Source organism: Phormidium tenue FACHB-1050, assembly GCF_014696925.1.
Classification (GTDB): Bacteria; Cyanobacteriota; Cyanobacteriia; order Pseudanabaenales; family Pseudanabaenaceae; genus Pseudanabaena.
The window spans coordinates 26,963-50,774 of the sequence record NZ_JACJQY010000029.1 but is presented as its reverse complement, the minus strand read 5'-3'; the positions used below and the strand labels follow the sequence as shown (position 1 = coordinate 50,774).

Sequence of the window (23,812 nt, the reverse complement as noted above, 5' to 3'; positions counted from 1 at the left end):
GGGATATATCTACCTTATTAGAGTTATATAAATTTTTTATATGAATTTGTTACCAAAAATAGCGAGTTTCAAAAATTTTTTTGCAAAAAAAGTAAATGTGGATACGCACTTTATGTTTAAATTAGAGACATCGCTCAAGGAATTCACACGAAGGATTCCTGATAGGATTAACTTATATAAAGCAAAAAATTATTCCAAGAAGAAGCAGACATCAAAGGGCTAATTAGATTTTTAATAGATTTTTAATCTTTCTTTAATTTTCGATTTGACTATTGACTCTGACTCTTAAGTTTTTTTTGCAGAGCTTCGTGCAGTTTACTGATTCTCATTTAAATCTAGTAAGGAGATATTAATGTCTTACTCAAAAACACAGTCTAAAGCTAAGGCTGGGTACGACGCAGGTGTTCAGGACTATAAACTAAAGTACTATACCCCCGATTACACACCCAGAGATACTGACCTTCTCGCCGCTTTCCGTTTCGTGCCTCAACCAGGCGTACCTCCAGAAGAAGCTGCTGCTGCGGTAGCTGCTGAATCTTCTACAGGTACTTGGACAACTGTATGGACAGACTTGTTGACCGACCTCGATCGCTACAAAGGTCGTTGCTACGATGTTGAACCAGTACCCAACGAAGATAATCAATACATCGCTTACATCGCCTACCCTCTTGACTTGTTCGAGGAAGGTTCTGTAACCAACTTGCTCACCTCATTGGTCGGTAACGTATTCGGTTTCAAAGCTCTTCGCGCACTTCGTCTAGAAGACATCCGTGTACCTATTGCATACCTGAAGACCTTCCAAGGACCTCCTCACGGTATTCAAGTTGAACGCGACAAGTTGAACAAGTACGGTCGTCCTCTATTGGGTTGTACCATTAAGCCTAAATTGGGCTTGTCTGCTAAGAACTACGGTCGTGCAGTATACGAATGTCTACGCGGCGGTTTGGACTTCACCAAAGACGACGAAAACATTAACTCTCAGCCTTTCATGCGCTGGCGCGATCGCTTCCTGTTTGTACAAGAAGCAATCGAAAAAGCTCAATCTGAAACTGGCGAAATCAAGGGTCACTACTTGAACGTTACTGCTCCTACCTGTGAGCAAATGATGGAACGTGCAGCTTTCGCAAAAGAAATCGGCACTCCAATCATCATGCATGACTTCTTGACTGGTGGTTTCACAGCTAACACCACTCTTGCTAAGTATTGCCGTGACAATGGCTTGCTCTTGCACATTCACCGCGCTATGCACGCAGTTATTGACCGTCAAAAAACCCACGGGATTCACTTCCGCGTTTTGGCTAAGTGTCTGCGTATGTCTGGTGGTGATCACCTTCACTCTGGAACCGTTGTTGGTAAGCTCGAAGGCGAAAAGGGCATCACCATGGGCTTTGTTGACCTAATGCGTGAAGACCACATCGAACTCGATCGCTCTCGCGGTATCTATTTCACTCAAGATTGGGCTTCTATGCCTGGTGTACTTCCCGTTGCTTCGGGTGGTATCCACGTATGGCACATGCCTGCGCTCGTTGAAATCTTCGGCGATGACTCTTGCTTACAGTTTGGTGGTGGTACTTTGGGTCACCCATGGGGTGCTGCTCCTGGTGCAACCGCTAACCGCGTTGCGCTTGAAGCTTGCGTACAAGCACGTAACGAAGGTCGCGACATGATGCGTGAAGGTGGCGACATTCTTCGTGAAGCTGGTCGTTGGTCTCCTGAATTGAATGCTGCTCTTGAACTCTGGAAGGAAATCAAGTTCGAGTTTGAAGCAATGGATACCGTCTAATTGATTAGCTCCATTACTATAGTGTTTCGCATTGTGAAACACTATAGTAATAAATCTTGGTTAAGTTCAGCCTATGGATATCAAGCGCAGTACTAAGTCCACAGCCAAAATGTTGATCAATTTTTTGACCTTCGAGGCTGTCAAGACAATTGCCGAGCAATTGGAAGAAACCGATAAGTTAAAAGCTCTCTGGTTTAATCAATTCTCGACGCGCGAAAGACTCCAAAATGGCGAGCTTTATATCAAAGACCTCTTTGAGGTTCACCAAGAAATGGCTTTTCGGGTTATGACAGTACGGGAGCATCTTGCTAATGAGATTTTAGAATTTCTGCCAGAAATGACTCGTACTGGCATCCAACAATCAAATATGCAGCTTCGTCGTCAGCATTTTGAGCGCATCATGAATGTTCAGGCTTCTGAAGGATATGCAGAATGTGAGAATCTTAGTTCTGAACCTGATTTAGAGAGTAATCTGGAAATTAGTTCAGAGGTTGTTCTCGAAAGTTCTCCAGAAGTTGCTGCTGACTCAGATGTTGAAGGCGATCGCGCTTCCACACAAAAAAATCAATAGCAATATAATTTCAATCGCGAGGAAATAATGCAAACTTTACCAAAAGAGCGTCGTTACGAAACTCTTTCTTACCTTCCCCCTTTGAGCGATGCTCAAATCACTCGTCAAATCGAGTACACCTTGAAGCAAGGTTTCTATCCTGCGATCGAATTTAACGAAGATTCCGATCCTGCTGTTCACTACTGGACTCTTTGGAAGTTGCCCTTGTTCAACGCCAGAACTCCTCAAGAAGTTTTGAGCGAAGTTCAAGCTTGCCGCTCTAGCTATCCTGGTAGCTTCATCCGTGTTGTTGCTTTCGACAACATCAAGCAGTGCCAAGTCCAAAGCTTCATCGTACACAAGCCTAACAGCGCTCGTTACTAAGCTTTAACAAACAAAAAAACCCCGCATTGCGGGGTTTTTTTGTTTTATGGTTAGAAGTCAAATGTTCTGGATAGTGAAAGATGACATGAATCGAAAGATAAGTGTAAGTGGTTGGCAACTCATCGCCTCGGTCATAATATTTGGTGTAGTCATTTACGAATTGATGACTGGGCAGATTGTTGCAAGGCCTAAAAGCAATCCAATTACGCGAGTAGATCAACCAATTTCATTTTGGGTAATTGTTGTCATAAAAGTGACAGTTGCATCAACCTTCGCAGTTATGGGTATTGCTGGACTTAAAGAAGAATCTAAATAAAATGAAATTTTAGGGGATTTTGACTTGCCAAAGTTGATGTAGGAATTAGAAAATGATAAATTAATTTTTAGTAATGATGCTTGCTCTTACTAGCAATTAATGAAGTTAAATGTTTTACAAGCCGAATAGAATATTTTGTAACTATGGAGTTAGATAAAGTTGATTCCAGATTTTCAGACCGCTATGTTGCCACTACTAGAGAAAATGCAAGACGGTAACATCTATGACTCAAATTTACTCAGAAATCACGCAATAAATTACTTCCAAATAACAGAAGAAGAGAAGCAAACCAAAACGCCTAATGGTAAACAAATACTATTTTTTAATAGAATTGCTTGGTCTATTTCTTATTTAAGGACTGGAGGTCTTATTTTTAGTCCTGAAAGAGGAAAATATAAAATTTCTGATTTGGGGTTAAAGGTTTTAAAATCTCCTCCTAAAAAAATAACCATAAGATTTTTGAAGGAAATTAACCCAAATAAAAATATTGAAAATATAGATACTAATTCATCCAACGAGCAATCTGATATCTCGATCCAAACTCCTGACGAGATGATAGAAGAGGGTTATAAGAGAATTAGAATAGAGTTGTCAAAATTACTACTAAAAAATTTAGAAGATATTTCACCTTACAAATTTGAAGAAATTGTATTAGATCTTCTGATAAAAATGGGCTATGGTGAATCAAATCTTGCTAATGGTAAAGCAACTCAAAAATCTGGTGACGAGGGAATTGATGGAATTATCAAAGAAGATAAATTAGGGCTTGACAAGATTTATATCCAAGCTAAAAGATGGAAAAAAGAGACGAAAATTGGAAGACCAGAAATTCAAAAATTTGTTGGTGCATTAGATGGAAAAAGGGCAAAAAAAGGAGTTTTTATGACTACAGCTTTCTTCACCAAAGAAGCAATCGAATATGCCAATAATACAAGCAATGCAGCTATAGTCTTAATTGATGGTGAAATGTTAACTAATTTAATGATCGAACATGAAGTTGGCGTTACTGTTAAAGAAATAATCAAAATCAGTAAAATTGATTCAGATTATTTTATCGAAGAATGAATAAAACTATTGATGCTTTAGTAATCGCAAGTCATTATTTTGGAGAGATGAATTGGCGATCGCTGGTTCTTGATTTTGATTAGAGGCGATCGCCTTGTTTTGGGAAGATGAAGGGGCGATCGCTTTGAGTAATATTCAAACAACCCATCAAATCGCTTACAATTAAATTTTAAACAATGCAAGATACTGCTGAATATACCTGTGCTTTTTGTGGCGAGACTAATACGACATTTGTTGATTTTAGTGGAGGAATGCAACAGTCGTATGTGGAAGATTGTCAAGTTTGCTGTCAGCCCAATATTCTATATATTGAGATTGATGAAGACACCCTAGATATCGAAATTAACAGTGAGCCAGAAAGTTAGCAAACTTTCTAGTGAGAAATCCATTAACGCTCATTCTTCATATCTTGCAAAAATTTTATCAACAATTACCCGTCATCCTCTTTAATTGACGATAATTACCGTAAAGATAATGGAACTACAAGTCTAATATGACGAATTTGTGGATTGAAGGTGGAAGTAAGAGTGGCAAGACTGAGCGAATAGTTCAGCGGTTTTGTGATTGGGCGGAAACGGATTTTGCTTATCAGTCCAATCCCCAAGCGGCTTCCCAAAAAGTTTTGGTGCTTACCGTCGATTCTCAACAACGCCGTGAACTTAGCGATCGCCTAACCATTGTCACCCACGGCAGCTATCCCGTCACCGCTGTCACCCCCATCAGTTTTTTTCGTGATGAAGTGCGCTTGTTTTGGACATTATTAGTTAAAAATCTCGATCTCAAAGCCCAGTTCCCTTTAATCTTAAGAGTTGAGAATGAGCAGGAACTTGCGAATAAGCTCTGGAAAGATCGCATCGAAACAGGAACTTTGCAAATGGAAGGGATCGGGCGCGATCGCCTAGTTCGGAGATTATTAGACCTATTTCTACTAGCTGCCTATAGTGATCGCCAGATCACCGAAATTCCTGCAATTTTAAATGCTGGTATCGAGACTAATGTAGTCGAAAATCCTGAAGATGCTGGGAATAGCATATTAGAGCAATGGCAAGAGATTGGTGAAGCTTTATTAGAATGGCGCAAATATTGCTGGGAACGAGGCTTACTTACCTATGGAATCATTACGGATCTGTTCGCCCATTACTTGCTTCCTAATCCTCAATATCAACGGAAACTCAAAGAGAGATTTCGTTATGTAATTGTTGATCGCGCCGATGAGATGCCAGCGATCGCCTGTGATTTATGCAAGTTTCTGCTTAAGAATGGTGCGATCGGCATGTTTACTTTTAATCCTGATGGATCGGCAAGGTTGGGATTAGGAGCAGATCCTGAATATTGGCAAGAACTCAAATCTGAATGTGAAATCATCAATTTACCCCATGCTGACAACACTTTGGGTAGTGAAGTCGCTGAATCAGTTTTGCAAGTCGTTAACGAACCAATTTTACAATTTATCGAGCCTTACGCTAACATTCATTCCATTGAATCAGTTTCACGGGCTAAGCTGTTCCGCAATGTTGCTGAAACAATTGTGGAAGCGATCGCCTCTGGTGCAGTCAAAGCCAACGAGATTGCAATCATCGCCCCTGGGTTAGACAATATTGCCAACTACGCAATTATCGAAATTCTTCGCAAAAAGAATATTAAGATTACTCCCCTCGACGATCAGCGTCCATTATCCTATTCCGCTCAAGTGCGATCGCTGCTAACTCTAATCTCACTGGTCTATCCCAACCTTGGTCAACTGGTTAGCCGAGATCACATTGCCGAGATGTTGGTGGTACTTACTGAAGCGATCGATCCAGTGCGGGCGGGAATGCTTGCTGACTATTGCTTTGCCAGACATCCAGAAAATCCACAACTACTAGAAGCTGAAACCTATAACCAATGGAATCGCCTTGGCTATGAAGCTACTCAAGCCTACGAAAAATTACGGCAATGGATTGAACAACAATCGTCCAAGGATGCACCACTATTATTTATTGATCGCGCTATTCAGGCTTTCTTTAAACCGCGCAAGCTTAGTTATGAACATACTGCGACTTTACAATCTCTGATTGAAACTGCTCAATATTACTGGCAACTGGGATATCGTCTCGATCTAGAAGATGCGGTCATTCTCGAAAATTTTATTCAACTGATTCGACAAGGTACTGTCACGGCAAATCCCTATGCGCCTAATCAACCTGAAGATAGCGTTGTCCTCGCAACAATTATTCAATATCGGATGGCAAGGCGATCGCATCGTTGGCAATTTTGGTTAGATGCTAGTTCTGATCTGTGGTTACAGGGTGGAGCCGCTTCTCTCTTTGGTGCGCCTCTTTTTCTCAAAAGTTGGAATGGTGAACGATGGACAATCGAGAATCAACGTGATGCCGATATGCAAAGGTTACAGAGGTTGCTGAGGGATTTGTTGGATCGTACAGGCGATCGCTTATATCTCTGTCATAGTGAACTCAGCACTAATGGACAGATTCAAAACGGGGTATTACTTCCACTAATTGAGATTAGCACCACAATCTCTTCCGATAATATTCAAGAAACCATTTAAGAATTACTTGCTGCGATTAAAAGCCAAGCAGGGCAACCACGGGGGGATTGCCCCTACCTAAAAAATTTAGAACCTTGTAAGGGCTGCGCCCCCGTGCCAGCCCAAGACTCACGCAATTGCTGGAAATCCTTTCACCTAACAACAGTTATGATTAACACATACTAGAACACAAATTGCGGGAGTTATTGGTGTCAGAGTCCTTATTTGATCAGGCAAGCGAGAGACTAGCCGATGCGATCGCCCATGTGAATATTTCTGAAGATGCGATCGAGCGATTAAAATCTCCGAAAGCAAGTTTGCAGGTTTCCATTCCTGTGCGAATGGATGATGGAACCTTAAAAGTTTTTCAAGGCTATCGGGTGCGCTACAACGATTTGCGAGGACCTACTAAAGGAGGGATTCGCTTCCATCCGAATGTGAACATGGATGAAGTAAAGTCCTTAGCATTTTGGATGACATTTAAATGTGCGGCGGTAAATTTACCTTTTGGCGGTGCAAAAGGTGGTGTAGCAGTCGATCCAAAGCAATTATCCAAGTTTGAATTAGAACGTCTCAGTCGTGGCTATATCGATGCGATCGCTGATTTTATCGGTGCAGATGTGGATATTCCTGCGCCTGATGTGCAGACTAATCAGACGATTATGGGATGGATGGTGGATGAATATAGCAATATTCAACGACGGCTCTGTCCAGCCGCAATTACAGGCAAGCCGATCGCAATGGGGGGTAGTCTAGGACGCGAAACCGCAACGGGATTGGGAGCTTTTTTTGCGATTGAAACTTTGCTGCCATTGCTAAAATTGCAACGTGAAAGGACAACCGTGGCAGTACAAGGCTTTGGCAATGTAGGTGCAGCGATCGCCGATCTGTTGAGCAAGGCAGGTTACAAAGTTGTGGCGGTAAGTGATTCTAAAGGTGGGATTTATGCTAAGCAAGGGCTAGATGTACCGAGCATCATTAGTTATAAAAATTCGGCTCGCAGTTTTCAGGCTGTGTACTGTCAGGATTCAGTCTGTAATATTGTCGAACATCAAATCATTACCAATGAAGAATTACTCAAACTAGATGTCGATATCTTGATTCCTGCGGCGCTAGAAAATCAAATCACTGAACATAATGCTCACGAGATCTGTGCTAAATATATTTTCGAGATTGCTAACGGACCAGTCACACCTGCGGCGGATGCAATTTTAGAAAAACGCGGGATCATGGTATTTCCTGACATTTTAGTAAATGCAGGTGGTGTCACCGTTAGTTATTTTGAATGGGTACAAAATCGTAGTGGCTTGTATTGGACAATCGAAGAGGTCAACGATCGCCTCAAACACAGCATGATTGCCGAAACTTTAAGAATCTGGAAGATTGCTGACCAAAAACAAATCTCCATGCGAACCGCAGCCTATGTCCATGCCTTGACACGCCTCAGTGAAGCGATCGATGCTAAAGGTACAAGAGCTTATTACGCGCAATAAACCAAATAAAAAAGTCTTGCTTCGCAAGACTTTTTTATTTGGTTTAGCGATCGCTTCGGTTATCCGAAGCTTGTAATCTCAACAGTCGGGTAATATATACTTGTAGTCCAAAATCGTATTAAATATCACGTTTGGCGCATCCCCTGTTTTAACTGCATTCGGTAGCTATGTTTAACCTAAAAAACCTGATTGGCGATCCTAATAAGCGTAAGCTTGACAAACTCCGTCCCGAAGTGGCTCTCATTAACTCCCTAGCCCCAGAGTTAGCGGTGCTAAGCGATCGCGAATTGCAAGGAAAAACAGGAGAGTTTAAACAGCGCCTCGAAAAAGGAGAACCACTTGATGACCTCCTACCTGAAGCCTTTGCAGTTGTCCGTGAGGCTGCTACGCGCGTTCTAGGCTTGCGTCACTATGATGTGCAGATGCTTGGTGGCATGGTACTGCATCGAGGTGAAATAGCCGAAATGAAAACTGGGGAAGGCAAAACTCTCGTCGCCACATTACCCAGCTATCTCAATGCCCTTTCAGGAAAAGGCGTTCACGTAGTTACGGTTAACGATTACCTCGCCCGTCGTGACGCGGAATGGATGGGACAGGTGCATCGCTTTCTAGGGATGTCGGTTGGCTTGATTCAAAACTCAATGGAGCCATTTGAGCGGCGCAAAAACTATGGCTGTGATATTACCTATGCCACTAACAGTGAGCTAGGTTTTGATTATTTACGCGACAACATGGCGACTAGCATCGAAGAAGTGGTGCAGCGTACCTTTAATTTCTGTGTAATTGACGAAGTTGACTCGATCTTAATTGACGAAGCTCGCACACCCCTAATTATTTCAGGTATGGTCGAGCGTCCAACCGAGAAATATATTGGTGCTGTGACGATCGCCGATCAATTGCAAAAAGAAACCCACTACGAAGTTGACGAAAAGCAGCGCAACGTGATCATGACTGATGAAGGCTTTGAGCTTGCCGAAAAACTACTTGGTGTGACGGATTTATTTGACCAAGCTGATCCTTGGGCGCACTATGTATTTAATGCGCTCAAAGCAAAAGAATTATTCCTCAAAGATGTCAACTACATCGTGCGCGATGGAGAAGTGACGATCGTTGATGAGTTTACAGGTCGGGTCATGCCTGGTCGTCGCTGGAGCGATGGATTGCACCAAGCGATCGAGGCTAAAGAAGGTACAGATATTGAGAATGAAACCCAAACCTTAGCCACAATTACCTATCAAAACTTCTTTCTGCTCTATCCTAAGCTTGGCGGCATGACTGGCACAGCCAAAACCGAAGAAGCTGAACTAGGAAAAATCTATAATCTTGAAGTTACGACCATGCCTACCAATCGCAAGAGTGGACGTAGTGACTGGTCAGATGTAGTTTATAAAACAGAAGCTGCTAAATGGCGTGCCGTGGCTGAGGAATGCCGCGAGATGCATGAAACAGGTCGTCCTGTACTGATCGGAACTACCAGTGTTGAAAAGTCTGAAGTCTTAGCAAGGTTGTTGAGTGAAAAGGATATTCCTCATAATCTATTAAATGCGAAGCCTGAGAACGTGGAACGGGAAGCAGAAATCGTTGCTCAAGCAGGGCGTAAAGGCTCGATCACGATCGCTACCAATATGGCTGGTCGTGGTACAGACATCATCCTCGGTGGTAATGCTGACTACATGGCGCGTTTGAAGGTGCGTGAAAGCTTTATGCCAATGATTGTTCGTCCTGAAGATGATGATGACTTCACCAATGAAGGTCAACGCATGTTTAGCGATCGCCCTCAAAAGGGACAAGGATTCGGCTCAACGGATGGCAAAAAGAAAAAGACTTGGAAAGTATCCGATAGTCTCTATCCTTGCGAACTCTCCAAAGATGCCCAAACGATGCTCAAAGAAGCTGTAGATTTTGCAGTTGAGAAGTTAGGCAGAATGAGTCAATCGGAATTGGAAGCGGAAGAAATGCTGGCGGTTGCTTCTGAAAAAGCTCCTACCGATGATGAAGTTATTCAAAAGCTGCGTGATGTGTTCACCTTAATCAAGCGTGAATATGAAGAAGTCACTGATGCTGAGCATGAGCTGGTAACGAAACTTGGTGGATTGCATGTGATCGGCACTGAGCGTCATGAATCGCGGCGTGTGGATAACCAGTTACGCGGTCGTTGCGGTCGCCAAGGTGACCCAGGTTCCACCAGATTTTTCCTTAGTCTTGAAGATAATCTGATGCGGATTTTTGCAGGCGATCGCGTGGCTGGTTTGATGAATGCCTTCCGCGTTGAAGAAGACATGCCGATTAGTTCAGGAATGTTGACCAGCGCTCTAGAAAACGCCCAAAAGAAAGTAGAAACCTACTATTACGACATCCGTAAGCAGGTTTTTGAATACGATGAAGTGATGAACAATCAACGTCGTGCTATTTACGCGGAGCGTCGTCGCGTGCTGGAAGGTGAAAACTTACGCGATCGCGTGATCGAGTATGCTGAGCGCACGATGGATGATATCGTCAACGCCTACGTGAATCCAGAACTCCCTCCCGAAGAATGGAACCTTGTGGCGATGGTGAAAAAGATCAAGGAGTTTGTGAATCTCCTACAAGATCTTGAACCTGATCAGCTGGATGATATGTTCTTGCCTGAGATGCAAGCTTTCTTGCGGGAAGAAGTTCGCCGTGCCTACGAAATTAAAGAAGCACAGGTGGAGTCATTACAAGTTGGCTTAATGCGTCAGGCTGAACGTTTCTTTATCTTGCAACGGATTGATTCTCTATGGCGCGATCACTTGCAAGCAATGGAAGCTTTGCGCGAGTCAGTTGGTTTGCGCGGCTATGGACAAAAAGATCCTCTGATTGAATATAAGAGCGAAGGTTACGAGATCTTCCTAGAAATGATGACGCAAATTCGTCGCGATGTTGTCTACTCTCTATTCGAGTTCGATCCACGTCCTCAACAACAACCCGAAACCATCGAAGCTGAATTTGTCTAAAAGCAAAGGGAGTGCATTGCACTCCCTTTACTAAATTAGGAGTGGCGGCGCTTCGCAACGCCACCTATCTTTTGAGTTTTGATTTATTACCTATCCCTTGCGTTGTTATATATAGCTGTAGCTACGTTTGAGGTTCTCTATGAAATGAGTTGATAAGTCTCTAATAGCTATTTTTTCCTCATCAGGCTTGTTCTCATAGGCATGAATCATTAGTGACACCCTGCCATTTTCAATGAAGCTATGACGATGCTGATCGACAAAATTCCAATATAGATAATTGAAGGGACAAGCAGAACTACCTGTTTTTTGCTTCACATCATAGGTGCATTGGGAGCAGCAATTACTCATTTTGTTAATGTAATTCCCCCCTGATACATAGGGCTTGGAGGCAAGTACACCACCATCAGCGAACGTAGACATGCCTAGAACATTGGGAAGCTCAACCCATTCGTAGGCATCGACATAGGCAAGCCAGAACCAGTGATTTAGCTGGCGTGGATCAGTGTTGGTTAGATTGCTAAAGTTACTTAAGACCATCAGTCTCTGAATATGATGTGAATAGCCATAATTTAGAACATGAGTAATAGCATCTTTTAGGCAGAGTAAATCGGTATTAGCATCCCAATAAAGTTGCGGTAAATTATTAAAAAATTCAAAATAATTACTCTCTCGCACTTGGGGCATTTGCGCTTCGTAATACACACGAATATATTCGCGCCATCCTAAAATTTGGCGGATAAAACCCTCAACAGACTTGAGAGGGGCGATGTTTTGTTCATAGGCTACGATCGCCATTTTGCAGAGTTCCTGCGGTAATAACAAGCCATTGTTGAGATAGATCGATAACACAGAATGAAATAAAAAGGGTGCGCCAACTTTGATGGCATCTTCATAAGCTCCAAAATTCGCTAAGCGAGTTTTGATGAATACTTTCGCTAGTTCTAGGGCGCGATCGCGGGTTACAGCATAGCCAAATTGGTCTAGTCTTCCAAAGTTATCAGGTAAATAGTTGTTGACTAACTCAATTACTTCCTGAGTAATTGCATCAGGTTCGACTTCAGGAACCATGGGAATCACTACATTTTTCGGTAAAGCTTTACGATTCTCTTTGTCATAGTTCCAATTACCGCCAACGGGTTTACCATCTGCCATCAAGTAACCAGTTTGCTTACGAAGTTCTCGATAGAAAGTTTCTAAGCGATATCCTTTTTTGATTTTTGGCTTAAATTTTTCAGCATCCGCAATAAAAAAGCTATTGGGAAGTATTTCGATGCGATCGCTAAATTGATCATTTAACGCCAACATCTGCGATCGCGTATCCCACTCTGATGGCTGCATATAGGTAAGCTTAAGCTGAGGATATTGCGCCAAAAAATCAGCGATCGCCTCAGCATGAAATCCTTCGGTAAATAAATTTAGTACGGGAAAGCCCTGTTGATGACAGGCGATCGCAAAGTGTCTCTGAGAACTGAGGATATAAACTAATTTTTGCTTATGGTGAGGAATAAATGTGGCATATTTTAGGGATTCTACAAAGATTAATAATGGCTTTTGTGCGAGTAATTCTTTGGGAAATACATCCAGATTTAGTTGATCATGAAGGATAAACAGGGCGCGATCGCTATTTCTTAATTGCTGTTCTATCTTTTCTGAAATCGGATCGTTTTCTATTTGCGAGAGAAATTCACGGGCAGTTTCTAGCATAAATATCGATTTACATACAATAAAGGCGTTGCATTGCAACGCCTTTATTATAGATTAGACCTTTGCTAAACCGCTATGACGGAGTAGTGGTGCAGTGCTAGGTTCACGTCCTCGGAAGGTTTTGAATACTTCCATCGGATGCTTGCTGCCACCGAGGGCAAGAACTGTATCGCGATAGAGTCTACCCGTTGAAGCGATCGCCTCTTCGTTTTCCAATCCTGCTTCCTCAAAAGCAGCAAAGGCATCAGCACTGAGGACTTCCGCCCACTTGTAGCTGTAATAACCTGCGGCATAGCCTCCCGCAAAGATATGACCAAACGAACATAGGAAATTATCTTCTGGCAAGGGTGGAATTACCATTGTGGTTTCCGCAAGGCGCGATCGCAATTGCATTGGCGTTTCCGAGCCGCCGACTTCATAGCGATGGTGTAACTCGATATCGACAAGGCTGAAATGCAACTGACGGAGCATTCCTGAACCGCTCATGTAGTTTTTGGAGTCAATCAACTTTTGGAAGTAGCTTTCGGGAAGGGTTTCGCCTGTTTCATAGTGTTTCGCCATGCCAAACAAAGTAGCGCGATCGTAGCACCAGTTTTCCATGAATTGACTGGGCAATTCCACTGCATCCCATTCGACGTTATTAATACCTGATGCTCCTGAATAGTCAACCTTGGTCAACATATGCTGCAAGCCATGTCCAAACTCATGGAAGAGAGTTTCCACTTCACCAAAGGTCATCAAGCTAGGCTTACCATCAACGGGGGGCGATTGATTACAAATCAGATAGGCAACGGGTAAACGGGTAATCGTCTTACCATTTTCGGTCACCTTGGCACGTCCGATGCAATCATTCATCCATGCACCACCACGCTTTTCCGCAGGACGACTATAGGGATCGAGATAAAAATAAGCGATCGCTTCATTACTCTCATTCTGAATCTCAAAAAAGCGTACACTTTCATGCCAGATTGGTGCTTTCCCATCCGCAGGTACTACCGTCACGCCAAACAAACGTTTAACTAGTGCAAACAGACCTTCAAGAACTTGAGGTAATGGGAAGTAAGGGCGTAATTCTTCAACGGTGAAGTTAAACTTGATTTCACGCTGACGTTCTGACCAGTAAGCCGTATCCCAATGCTTCAGTTCCTCTGTTTCGCCTTGAGACTTAGCAAATTCCTTTAATTCAGCAAACTCCTCAGTCGCTGCATTGTAGCTAGATTGACGCAGTTCTTCTAGCAATTTCTCAACTGCTTCAACATTAGGAGCCATCTTCCGAGCAAGACTGAGTTCCGCATAGGTAGAGTAGCCAAGTAAATTTGCCTTTTGTTTACGCAATTCGAGAATGCGATCGATTAATGGAGAATTGTCAAACTCACCACTTGCGGCGCGACTAACAAAGGCGCGATAGAGTTTTTCTCGCAAATCACGACGACGGCTATGTTGCATAAATGGCACATAACTGGGGTAGTCGAGGGTGATACACCAAGGTCCATCTTCGGGTGTGGCTTTATCATCGCCATCTAGACGCGAAGCTTGAGCTGCTTGAGCTAATAGACTAGGAGGCAAACCTTCAATCTCTTCGGGTTTGTTCAGCGTCATACTAAATTCTTTGGTAGCATCAAGCACATGATTAGAGAAGTTAGTGGAGAGTTCAGCAAGTTCCATTTGGATCGCATTAAACTTCTCTTTGGCTTCACCTTCCAAACCAACGCCCGATAGCTCTGCATCACGGATGGCAGCTTCAACGATACGTTTTTGAGCAGGTTCGAGACTGTCCCACTCCGATGATCCGTAAATTGCCTTATAAGCCTTATAGACTGGCTGGCTCTGACTAAAGCGGTTAAAAAATTCGATAACCTTAGGCTGCACGACTTTGTGAGCTTCACGCAAGGCTGCACTATTTTTTACACTCAATAAATGCTCGATCGCACCCCAGCCCCAACCAATGCGCTCAGTCAAACGCTCTAGAGGTTCGACTAGCCCTGACCATGTGGGCTGGAGGTTTGCTTCTAGTTCAGTCAATCCTGCGCTAGTTTCTTCAAGCAATTGGGTGATCGCAGGAATTACATGTTCAGAAGTAATGTCTGGAAATGGCGGTAAACCTTTGCCAATCAAGAGCGGATTAATAACATCACTCATAAATAATTTTGGTTAATCTTTAAGATTTGTAAATTAGCTATCTTTGATTATATCGCGATCGCTAACCGCATTAGAGGAAAACTGATTAGGCGACTAGGTTAAAGGTTATCGACTCATGTGTGGGTCTGGTTTGGTTTGTGCAAAGTACTGTAATTGTGTACATATACTTAGGGTTAGTTACAGACTTACAGTGCTTCGCGCTTAAACACAAACCAAAAGTTTTTTGGTTTGTGTTTAAGCGCGAAGCACTTTCAAAAAATCTGTTGGTTCGGGTTTGAGCGCAAAGCGCTGTAATAAACGATGGAACTACTTAAGGCTGTAATGGAAGATCCCAAAAGCAACAACAATCAGATGTGGAAACACATCAATAATGCCCAACTAGTTCGTTACTTGTTACTATTCGCTCTTGCTTGGGTGATCGCACAGGTATTGGCATATTTTGCAACAGTTCTAATCATCTTTATTTTTGCTGCCATTCTTGCATTTTTATTGAACTATCCAGTCAAATTTATATCGAGGTTTATGCCGCGATCGATAGCGGTATTACTTGTATTCTTACTTGCTTTACTCGTTATTGGTGGTTTAACGGCTACATTAGGATTAGCAGTCATTGCTCAAGCACAGCAACTAATTGCACAGGCTCCCAAACTTTTAGAAGCGATGATCGCCCAGTTGCAAATAATCCAATCATTTATGGATAATCAAAATATTAAAGTTGATTTCAGTGCTTTTGAAGGACAACTTCGCGATCAGGCTCTCAGTGCTATTGGTAAAGGCTTAACCACATTACAAAATGTGCTATTTAACCTACTAGATATAATTTTGGTTGGAGTGATCAGCTTTTTTATGTTGTTGGATGGCAAGAGATTATGGCATCTAATTATGAGACTATTTCCATCACATTTACGCTACGATCTAACAAAATCAATTCAAAAGAATTTTCTCGGTTTCTTTTGGGGGAGACTGCTGTTGTCGGGTTTCTTTGGAATCTCTGCTTTTGTGGTATTGATCGTACTAAACAGTCCCTATCCATTAGTTTTAGCATCTGTTGTTGGTGCATTTGACCTCATTCCTGGAATTGGAACAACGATTGGAATTAGTTTGATTTGTTTAATTATTTTGCCTCAAGGAATTTTCCTTAGTTTGAAGGTTTTAGCGGCTTGCATTATTTTGGAGCAAATAGAAGAGAACTTACTCATGCCGCGAATTATGAAAGGCTCGATCAACATAAATCCTGTAATTATGTTCTTGGCACTTTTGGTGGGGGCGCGAGTGGCTGGATTGATTGGGGTTTTTCTATCCATCCCCATCACAGGCGTGATCATAAGTATCCTTGATGTTGATGAAATGCGCGGAGAAGTAACTAAAAAAAAATCTAGTTAAATATCAAGCTTTTAAGACAAGTTAGCAACCCCTGTGATTAATCCTCGACAAACTTGAGTGAGAAATTCTAAGTCGAGTGTTTCTAGTTGATCGCTACTTTTGTGATAATGCGGATTTCGCATATTCGCAGTATCGGTAACCATCAAGGCTTTGTAGCCAGCATCCCAAAAAGGAGCATGATCGCTGCGGCGAGTATCGGGTATTGCTAAGCCCCGCCAACCTGCGGGAAGCCATTCACAGGAAACCACAGATTTCATGTGATACTGTAAATGGATCAGATCGGGAATTGTGGGAATGCTACCAATAAGTCCAATAAAGTCTCCTGTGTTGGGATAGAACTTGTCTAATCCTGCGGGATAATGCTGTGAATTGGGAGTGCGATCGCAATAGCCCAACATCTCCAAGGAAATCATCAGGCGTATTTTTTGGTTTTCATGCTTGAGCTTATCTGCATAGGCTGCACTACCTAATAGTCCATATTCCTCCATGTCGAAGGCAATTAATTGAATGGGATACTTAACAGGATTTGCTGAGAAATATTCAGCGATTTCAAGAAGTACCGCAACACCTGAGCCATTATCATCAGCACCCACACAGCCTGCTACCGTATCGTAATGTGCGCCAATAATCAAAGGCGATCGCTTTTTAGCAGAGTTAGACTCAATCTGCAAAATTAAGTTCTGATGAATATTGCCATTGACTTCAAACTCATGGATGAGAACTTCACCGAATCTTGCAAAATGCGATCGGATATATTCACGAGCAAATAAATGTCCAGCCGATGCATAGTAAGGATTACGTTCTATAACTAATCTTTCCAGATGTTGAGTTAATCGAAGTTGTAGTGGTTCCATCATTTATCACGAATAACTTACAGCGCTTTGTGCTGACTTAGAATTTAGAAATATTTTTGAAAGCGGCGCGAAGCTCCGCTTTCAAAAATATTTCTGTATTACTTAAAACATCAGTAAACTGTACAGTGCTTTGCACTTTTCCAAAACCTAAGAAATTTTTAAAAATGTTGCTTTGAAATATAGCAAAAAAAGAGTTAGCTAGTACAAACCAAAACCCAAGAATTGGGTGGTGGCAGTTCGCACCGCCACTCGATTATTGGGTTTTATGTCCTAAGCAAAACTTGCTTTGCTATATTTTTAAAAATTTTTTGTACTATAACTGTCGCTATTCTTTTGAGAACATAAAATCCAAATAGTATGAGGCGGCGCAAAACGCCGTCTCATACTATTTGGGTTTTGATTTGTCCTGATACAAGTAGCTATAGCTATACATAAAGTCTAAACAGGATGTCTCGTCAATGGAGGTCTCAAGAAGTTTCAGTGCCTGAGCTTATAAGGAAGATTGTCTCAAAAGATATTAGTACAAAAACATTGGAGAAATATTTTTTTAAGGATTTAGAAAATCATAATTGGGAAACATTTTTGCATTTACAAAAACAACACCAGAAGTTGATAATTATTGTATTAGTCATTGTGGTAATCATGATATGGGAATAATGAAGGCTAAGGTTGCAACTAAACTGAAAATACGTCCAGTAGACTCGGCGCAACTCACAAAACCTAACGAGACTATTGATGTAGCAGTGGGTAAAACCTATGGATTTGATAAGTTTGAGCCTGCTGAAAATGGACATCTAAAAGTTATATTGGCGGCTGGCAGTGGAACTTTTTTTGTGTTTCCACCGCACTGGGATGGTTTAGAGCCTGATGTTCCCCAAATTGTTAGTAAAAAGCAAGCTGATGCCTTCTTTGGTAGGCAAATTAGTGATGTCCAACTGCAAGATTTAAATTCTTGTCTTGTTCGGTACAATATTACTACTGCACCTAGATTACGACATTTTCTTAGTCAAATTGCCCATGAGTCGGGTGGTTTGCGATATACACAGGAAATTGCTAGTGGTGCAGACTATGAAGGTCGAGCAGATTTGGGCAACGTAAATCCAGGAGATGGACCTAAGTACAAAGGTGCTGGGGTGATTCAGCTTACGGGACGCGCTAATTACCAAGCGTTTAGTAAGGCGATCGGTGATCCTAAAGTGATGGATGGAGTTGCCTATGTTGCATCGAAGTATCCATTTACTAGTGCTGGTTTTTGGTGGGACAATAATAAGATGAATGCTTTGTGCGATCGCGGGGCTACTGTCAAAGAGGTAACTTTGCGGGTGAATGGTGGCTATAACGGTCTAGAGGATCGCCAACAATATTACGACAAAGCTTGTGGCATCTTTGCCTAATTCATGTCTAAATTTTGAATAAAAAAGCACTGCAATGCAGTGCTTTTTTATTCAAAGTTAAGCTGGGGACGAGACTCGAACTCGTGACCTACTGATTACAAATCAGTTGCTCTACCAACTGAGCTACACCAGCAAATTTAATCCTTTGATACAATAACAGACGTGCGATCGCTTTAGCAACATTTATTGTAAAAGTCTGTTGGTTTATGTCCTAAGCAGATGATGACTTTAGCTGTCAAGTGGTTGACGTTCTCAGAATATCCCTACAAAATGCTTAGTAGGAAAAGTTTTGCTCTGCTCAGAAATAATATTTCGACAACATCGAAATTCTTAAATATTCGGCATGAAAAACATAAAAATATCACCGCAAACGTAGATTAATCACAAGGACATGGCTAGGACAAGCGATCGCACTCAACAAGTAAATCATTATAAAACCCTGAGAATTAGCTATAATGCTGCTCCTGCTGAGGTCAAAAGTGCCTATCGTGGTCTGGTCAAGGAATATCATCCCGATTGCAACCATCATCTCGATAATCATGATGATATCGCCTCAATCAATCTGGCTTACGAAGTCCTTAGTAATCCCCAATCTCGCGCCTATTACGATCGCAGTCTTGGCATTAAACACTCACCTAATGGTGCATCTCAAGGAGTAAAGCGATCGCCATCCAAGCGGGAAACCCACCTCAACGAAGATCAGAAGCTTGATCGCTGGTTTAAGCAAGTGTACGAGCCGATTACCGAGATGCTCGAAGTAATTTTGGATAGTCTAGACGAGCAGATCGACGATCTCGCGGCTGATCCCTACGATGATGGTTTGATGGAAGATTTTGAGGACTATATTGATGAATGTCGTGGCTCCTATGCCAAGGCACAGATTTTCTTTCGAGCTTTCCCAAATCCTGCTTCCGCCGCAGGAATTGCTAGCTATCTGTATCACTGTCTCAATGCGATCAGTGATGGAATTGAAGAATTAAATTACTTCACTCTAAATTTTGACGATCATCATTTGCACACAGGACAAGAACTATGGCGCAGGGCTGACGAAATGCGTTATTGCGCTCAAATGGCAATGGAAAACTTGCAAACAGTTTAAACTTGACTTGAAACTGTTTGTATGGTGCGTTGCAACAGAATGTTCTCTTTAACTACGTGGCAATGCGAATTGAGCCATACAAGAGATATTTGGGCGATCTTGCCAGATTCTAATGTGACGATGGAAAAGTTACGGTACTCTTCGTTATTGCTTTGGACAATTCTGGGTGTACAGGCTGCGTTAAGAAAAACTGTTCCCTTTTCGTTAGTTACTAGCACTTCACGAGTACGTTTAGAATTAAGCCGTAAATTGTGATGCATATGCCCAAAAGTAACTAGAGAAACTGTTTTGAGCATTTGATAGGATTTAGAAATTGCTTCGGTAAAATCTGGATCGCCATAGTCTCCACCACCAGCTTTCCAATCTTTGCCACAAATAGAATATTCTTCGCTTCCCAATCCGAAAGGTCCATTATGTCCCAGAAAAACTATATTGTCATGGGCAGTGTTGGCAACAGATTCAACAATCCGTTGTGTTGATTCTTCAAAACTTTTAACACCAAAGCGATCGCTATAAAATGCTGCTTTCTTCCATCTAGAACTTCCCCAACTAAAGGGACGCGCACCAACTACTGAAAGATTTAATTCAGGAAAGTCTAGCCAACTATAACCAACATGGAGCTTACCTAAAATATCTAATTGCTGCTGCACGCGATCTTCTTTAGTGCGATCGTAAGGACATTTCTTTTTATTGAGCTTTTTTTGATTGTCAGTGGCACTGTACCAAGCATCATGATTGCCCAAAATCACAGCTTTCGGCATATCAAGATTCGCGATCGCCCTTACAACTTCCACTGACTCATTGCCAATATCACCAACAAATAGAACTAGATCGACACCTAAAGCCTGAAGAGCTAAGCGGTCTTCAACGGGCTGCCATAAATCATGAATATCTCCAACTACAGCTATTTTGACCGATGACTTGGGCATGATTGGCAGATACTTAGGGGTAGATTAGTAGTATAGCAAGCCAATAAAAGAACAAACCCAGTAAGGGTTTTAAAAACACAAAATGGCGTAGCCATTTTGTGTTTTGGTATAAGTTATGCGCCGACTATACTAAACTTAAATTTAATCCAGATTGGGAGTGCTGTGAGCCATGTCCGCAAGTAATGGGAGCTTTGTCACAAGTTTACAAACTAATTTCAAAAGAAATTTCTGGAATTGGCGCACGATCGCTCAGTTGATTTTTTTAGCGATCGTAATTACTTGCAGTATTTTGGCATGGAATACCCTAGCTAGAAATATGCGAAATTCTGGGCTAGCAATTAGTTTTGACTTTCTCAGCGATCCTGCTTCCTTTGATATTGCCGACTCCCCTTTTCCCTATAAGGCTTCAGATAGCTATACAAAAGCTCTACAAGTTGGATTACTGAACTCTCTAAAGGCGATCGCCGTTAGCATCATTTCGGCAACTGTCGTTGGTGTCACAGTTGGCGTATCACGGCTATCAAGTAACTGGCTGCTCAAGCAACTGGCTCGTATTTACGTAGAAGTCCTCCGCAATACGCCCTTACTGTTACAACTATTTTTCTGGTATTCGGCAATCTTTTTAACACTTCCATCCGCTAGCGATCGCATCTCCCTAGGATTCGCCACTCTTGCCAAAGATGGCATCACAATCACCGCTTTAAAAATGACCTTGAGTTCTGAGTTTTGTGCTCTAGTCTTAGGATTGACCATGTTTTCCAGTGCCTTCATCGCTGAAATTGTCCGTGGGGGGATTCTCTCAGTTCCTAAAGGACAAACAGAAGCAGCTAAAGCGCTGGGATTAACTAATTTCCAAACGATGCGAAAAATCGTGTTACCCCAAGCATTACGTGTCATCATTCCGTCACTGACTAGTCAATATGTGAATATCGCTAAAAACTCTAGTCTAGCGATCGCGATCGGCTATACCGATATTTATCGCATTGCTTCAACCACAATTAATCAGACAGGAAGACCTGTAAATGTAATTTTGATTATCATGGGTGTATATCTAGCAATGAGTCTGACAATTTCCGCAAGTATGAACTTACTAAATCGCCAGTTCCAAATTGTTGAACGCTAATCTAATAAATGCTCAACCTTTTATTTTTATGTAGAGGCAATTCATGAATTGCCTCTACATAAAAATAAATAGAATATTGATATGAATAGTCAAAATATTTTAGTTTGGTTCCGCAATGACTTGCGATCGCATGATTGCGAAACTTTATATCGAGCGGATCAAGAAGCTCAACTGACGGGCGCACAGATATTTCCTGTCTATTGCTTTGATTATGCTCACTTTGATAAAACTTACTTTGGATTTGAGAAAACTGGAGCATTTCGCGCCAAATTTCTGATCGAGAGTGTGACAAATTTACGGGAAAATTTGCGATCGCTTAATTCTAATCTAATTGTCCGCATCGGTAATCCCGCACAAATTTTGCCTGAACTAGCACAGCAATTAGAAATTAACTCAATTTACTACCATGCAGAAGTCACTACTGAAGAGAAAAATCTAGAAGATCAATTGCGTTCTATTTTCAAAAAACAGAACGTAAATTTTAAAAGTTTCTGTGGAAGTACGTTATTACATCAACATGATTTACCCTTTGAAATAGCTAATCTTCCTGAACTCTTTACCAACTTTCGTAAACAGGTTGAAGCTAATCTCACAATTCGGGAAGCTTTTCCCATGCCAAAAAATCTTCCCCCCTTACCCGAAAGCGTTGATATTGGCAAAATTCCTACTTTAGACACACTAGGACTCAAAGAACCAATACCATGCGATCGCGCGGTGTTGCAATTTAAAGGCGGCGAAACTGAAGCTCTAAAACGACTTGAGTATTATTTCTGGACTAGCGATCACCTCCAAGTTTATAAGCAAACTCGAAATGGAATGCTCCATGCTGATGACTCTTCCAAATTCTCACCTTGGCTTGCCTTGGGCTGTCTCAGTCCACGATATATCTATGAACAGGTTAAAAAATATGAAAGCGATCGCCTCGCTAATGACTCGACTTATTGGTTAATCTTTGAGTTGTTATGGCGTGATTATTTCCGCTTCGTTGCCGCAAAACATGGTAACAAGTTATTCCATCGCTCAGGGTTACGCGGTATGGATATACCTTGGAAGCAAGACTGGAAGCGCTTTGAAATCTGGCAAACAGGAAACACAGGCTTCCCTCTAGTTGATGCAAATATGCGCGAACTCGCGGACACTGGATTTATGTCCAATCGTGGTCGTCAAAATGTGGCAAGTTTTCTCACCAAAAATCTCGGTATTGATTGGCGAATGGGCGCGGAGTGGTTTGAATCACGGCTGATCGATTACGATCCTTGCAGTAACTGGGGAAATTGGAACTATACCGCAGGAATAGGGAATGATGCTAGAGGATTCCGATTCTTTAATATCAATAAGCAAGCGCAGGATTACGATCCACTAGGGGAATATGTTAAGCATTGGCTACCAGAGCTTGCAGATCTTCCGACCAGTAAAGTGCATCAACCTTGGAAGCTTTTACCAATTGAGCAGAAACGTTTTAACGTTCGTCTGGGTGTTGACTATCCCCATCCTGTTGTCGATTTGTTTGCTTCTGCAAAAGTAAACGAAGAAATTTATAAGAACACATTCTAGTTCGCATAGATTACTTACTTCTTTCGCCCTACCGTTTTGAGTTCATAAGTTTTTTCTTTGAGCTTAGGGACTTGCGACTTAATAAAATACCAAATATAAAACCAGAATCAGTGGGGCGGCTCTGCCGCCCCACTGATTCTGGAAAATCTGGATTGGTATCTTATTTTTTTGTAAGCCCCTTATAGCGCTTTTCAAGCAAGCGAGGTACCAAGGTTTTTTTCGGCAGGGAAACAAACCCGTTGGCATATTTTTTTTGCAATCGCGCAAGCGCGCAAGACTGATATAGCAAAAAAGAGTTAGCTAATACAAACCAAAAACCAAGCATCGAGTGGCGGTGCGAAGCACCGCCACTCGATGCTTGGTTTTTATGTCCTAAGCAAAACTTGCTTTGCTATTTAAAGATGCTATTTTCACAGCGATCCCAAAGAAATTGCTAAAAGATTACAAACAATTGCCCCTCATTCTGGAAATAAATGACAAGATAGACCGTATGTCAATCTGTCCTGATTTAGAAACGAGCTGCTAGTAAGCTCCAATTGA

18 protein-coding genes and 1 tRNA gene are annotated in these 23,812 nt (G+C 41.9%); 14 read left to right on the top strand and 5 right to left on the bottom strand.

Features of this window, described 5'->3' with window-relative positions; translation table 11 throughout:
* The first annotated feature begins 352 nt into the window (after window positions 1–352).
* The 9 genes from H6G05_RS16660 to secA all read left to right on the top strand — a co-directional run bounded on the left by H6G05_RS16660 (window position 353) and on the right by secA (window position 11,093).
* Window positions 353–1,783 (top strand): form I ribulose bisphosphate carboxylase large subunit, encoded by a 1,431-nt coding sequence (locus H6G05_RS16660; RefSeq protein ID WP_190579497.1) that lies wholly within the window; start codon window positions 353–355, stop codon window positions 1,781–1,783.
* Between the two features lie 73 nt (window positions 1,784–1,856).
* Complete coding sequence (locus tag H6G05_RS16655) at window positions 1,857–2,354, top strand: chaperonin family protein RbcX (RefSeq protein ID WP_190579495.1); 498 nt, start codon at window positions 1,857–1,859, stop codon at window positions 2,352–2,354.
* Between the two features lie 27 nt (window positions 2,355–2,381).
* Window positions 2,382–2,717, top strand: a complete 336-nt coding sequence (locus H6G05_RS16650; RefSeq protein ID WP_190579493.1) for a ribulose bisphosphate carboxylase small subunit — start codon at window positions 2,382–2,384, stop codon at window positions 2,715–2,717.
* A gap of 46 nt (window positions 2,718–2,763) precedes the next feature.
* A complete protein-coding gene (locus H6G05_RS16645) occupies window positions 2,764–3,033 on the top strand; it encodes a hypothetical protein (protein ID WP_190579491.1) in 270 nt (89 codons plus the stop codon).
* Window positions 3,034–3,216: 183 nt separating this feature from the next.
* On the top strand, window positions 3,217–4,098 hold the full coding sequence (locus H6G05_RS16640) for a restriction endonuclease (protein ID WP_190579529.1): 882 nt from the start codon (window positions 3,217–3,219) through the stop codon (window positions 4,096–4,098).
* A 176-nt stretch (window positions 4,099–4,274) separates the two neighbouring features.
* The gene (locus tag H6G05_RS16635) at window positions 4,275–4,463 is read left to right on the top strand and encodes a CPXCG motif-containing cysteine-rich protein (RefSeq protein ID WP_009626932.1); all 189 of its coding nucleotides are present in this window, start codon (window positions 4,275–4,277) and stop codon (window positions 4,461–4,463) included.
* Window positions 4,464–4,591: 128 nt separating this feature from the next.
* Window positions 4,592–6,646 carry a hypothetical protein gene (locus H6G05_RS16630; protein WP_190579489.1) on the top strand — a complete coding sequence of 685 codons (2,055 nt, stop codon included), beginning with the start codon at window positions 4,592–4,594 and terminating at the stop codon, window positions 6,644–6,646.
* A gap of 188 nt (window positions 6,647–6,834) precedes the next feature.
* Window positions 6,835–8,118 carry a Glu/Leu/Phe/Val family dehydrogenase gene (locus H6G05_RS16625; protein ID WP_190579487.1) on the top strand — a complete coding sequence of 428 codons (1,284 nt, stop codon included), beginning with the start codon at window positions 6,835–6,837 and terminating at the stop codon, window positions 8,116–8,118.
* Between the two features lie 167 nt (window positions 8,119–8,285).
* The gene (gene secA, locus H6G05_RS16620) at window positions 8,286–11,093 is read left to right on the top strand and encodes a preprotein translocase subunit SecA (RefSeq protein ID WP_190579485.1); all 2,808 of its coding nucleotides are present in this window, start codon (window positions 8,286–8,288) and stop codon (window positions 11,091–11,093) included.
* A gap of 105 nt (window positions 11,094–11,198) precedes the next feature.
* Here secA and H6G05_RS16615 read toward each other — a convergent pair whose 3' ends face one another.
* Both H6G05_RS16615 and H6G05_RS16610 read right to left on the bottom strand, forming a co-directional pair.
* Complete coding sequence (locus tag H6G05_RS16615; protein ID WP_190579484.1) at window positions 11,199–12,797, bottom strand: cryptochrome/photolyase family protein; 1,599 nt, start codon at window positions 12,795–12,797, stop codon at window positions 11,199–11,201.
* A gap of 54 nt (window positions 12,798–12,851) precedes the next feature.
* Window positions 12,852–14,936 (bottom strand): M3 family metallopeptidase, encoded by a 2,085-nt coding sequence (locus H6G05_RS16610; RefSeq protein WP_190579482.1) that lies wholly within the window; start codon window positions 14,934–14,936, stop codon window positions 12,852–12,854.
* A gap of 300 nt (window positions 14,937–15,236) precedes the next feature.
* Between H6G05_RS16610 and H6G05_RS16605 the strand changes: the two genes are divergently transcribed.
* A complete protein-coding gene (locus H6G05_RS16605; RefSeq protein WP_242025582.1) occupies window positions 15,237–16,319 on the top strand; it encodes an AI-2E family transporter in 1,083 nt (360 codons plus the stop codon).
* Window positions 16,320–16,330: 11 nt separating this feature from the next.
* Here H6G05_RS16605 and H6G05_RS16600 read toward each other — a convergent pair whose 3' ends face one another.
* Window positions 16,331–17,176, bottom strand: a complete 846-nt coding sequence (locus H6G05_RS16600; protein WP_190579480.1) for a M28 family peptidase — start codon at window positions 17,174–17,176, stop codon at window positions 16,331–16,333.
* Between the two features lie 644 nt (window positions 17,177–17,820).
* Here H6G05_RS16600 and H6G05_RS16595 point away from each other — a divergent pair.
* The gene (locus H6G05_RS16595) at window positions 17,821–18,567 is read left to right on the top strand and encodes a glycoside hydrolase family 19 protein (protein ID WP_190579478.1); all 747 of its coding nucleotides are present in this window, start codon (window positions 17,821–17,823) and stop codon (window positions 18,565–18,567) included.
* Window positions 18,568–18,627: 60 nt separating this feature from the next.
* Here H6G05_RS16595 and H6G05_RS16590 read toward each other — a convergent pair.
* Window positions 18,628–18,700 (bottom strand) — tRNA-Thr (locus tag H6G05_RS16590).
* A gap of 258 nt (window positions 18,701–18,958) precedes the next feature.
* Between H6G05_RS16590 and H6G05_RS16585 the strand changes: the two genes are divergently transcribed.
* On the top strand, window positions 18,959–19,666 hold the full coding sequence (locus H6G05_RS16585) for a J domain-containing protein (RefSeq protein WP_190579476.1): 708 nt from the start codon (window positions 18,959–18,961) through the stop codon (window positions 19,664–19,666).
* On the opposite strand, the gene H6G05_RS16580 is transcribed toward H6G05_RS16585, so the two are convergent.
* A complete protein-coding gene (locus tag H6G05_RS16580) occupies window positions 19,663–20,604 on the bottom strand; it encodes a TIGR04168 family protein (RefSeq protein ID WP_456356025.1) in 942 nt (313 codons plus the stop codon). The two genes, H6G05_RS16585 and H6G05_RS16580, sit on opposite strands and share 4 nt — an antisense overlap.
* Window positions 20,605–20,764: 160 nt before the next feature.
* On the opposite strand from H6G05_RS16580, the gene H6G05_RS16575 reads away from it, so the two are divergent.
* The gene (locus H6G05_RS16575; protein ID WP_190579472.1) at window positions 20,765–21,718 is read left to right on the top strand and encodes an ABC transporter permease subunit; all 954 of its coding nucleotides are present in this window, start codon (window positions 20,765–20,767) and stop codon (window positions 21,716–21,718) included.
* A gap of 81 nt (window positions 21,719–21,799) precedes the next feature.
* Window positions 21,800–23,272, top strand: a complete 1,473-nt coding sequence (locus H6G05_RS16570) for a DASH family cryptochrome (protein ID WP_190579471.1) — start codon at window positions 21,800–21,802, stop codon at window positions 23,270–23,272.
* Window positions 23,273–23,812 lie beyond the last annotated feature (540 nt).

Coding starts and splice junctions, on each gene's coding strand:
- H6G05_RS16660 (WP_190579497.1), top strand. CDS start 353: ATGTCTTACTCAAAAACACAGTCTAAAGCTAAGGCTGGGTACGACGCA.
- H6G05_RS16655 (WP_190579495.1), top strand. CDS start 1,857: ATGGATATCAAGCGCAGTACTAAGTCCACAGCCAAAATGTTGATCAAT.
- H6G05_RS16650 (WP_190579493.1), top strand. CDS start 2,382: ATGCAAACTTTACCAAAAGAGCGTCGTTACGAAACTCTTTCTTACCTT.
- H6G05_RS16645 (WP_190579491.1), top strand. CDS start 2,764: ATGGTTAGAAGTCAAATGTTCTGGATAGTGAAAGATGACATGAATCGA.
- H6G05_RS16640 (WP_190579529.1), top strand. CDS start 3,217: ATGTTGCCACTACTAGAGAAAATGCAAGACGGTAACATCTATGACTCA.
- H6G05_RS16635 (WP_009626932.1), top strand. CDS start 4,275: ATGCAAGATACTGCTGAATATACCTGTGCTTTTTGTGGCGAGACTAAT.
- H6G05_RS16630 (WP_190579489.1), top strand. CDS start 4,592: ATGACGAATTTGTGGATTGAAGGTGGAAGTAAGAGTGGCAAGACTGAG.
- secA (WP_190579485.1), top strand. CDS start 8,286: ATGTTTAACCTAAAAAACCTGATTGGCGATCCTAATAAGCGTAAGCTT.
- H6G05_RS16615 (WP_190579484.1), bottom strand. CDS start 12,797: ATGCTAGAAACTGCCCGTGAATTTCTCTCGCAAATAGAAAACGATCCG.
- H6G05_RS16610 (WP_190579482.1), bottom strand. CDS start 14,936: ATGAGTGATGTTATTAATCCGCTCTTGATTGGCAAAGGTTTACCGCCA.
- H6G05_RS16605 (WP_242025582.1), top strand. CDS start 15,237: ATGGAACTACTTAAGGCTGTAATGGAAGATCCCAAAAGCAACAACAAT.
- H6G05_RS16600 (WP_190579480.1), bottom strand. CDS start 17,176: ATGATGGAACCACTACAACTTCGATTAACTCAACATCTGGAAAGATTA.
- H6G05_RS16595 (WP_190579478.1), top strand. CDS start 17,821: ATGGGAATAATGAAGGCTAAGGTTGCAACTAAACTGAAAATACGTCCA.
- H6G05_RS16585 (WP_190579476.1), top strand. CDS start 18,959: ATGGCTAGGACAAGCGATCGCACTCAACAAGTAAATCATTATAAAACC.
- H6G05_RS16575 (WP_190579472.1), top strand. CDS start 20,765: ATGTCCGCAAGTAATGGGAGCTTTGTCACAAGTTTACAAACTAATTTC.
- H6G05_RS16570 (WP_190579471.1), top strand. CDS start 21,800: ATGAATAGTCAAAATATTTTAGTTTGGTTCCGCAATGACTTGCGATCG.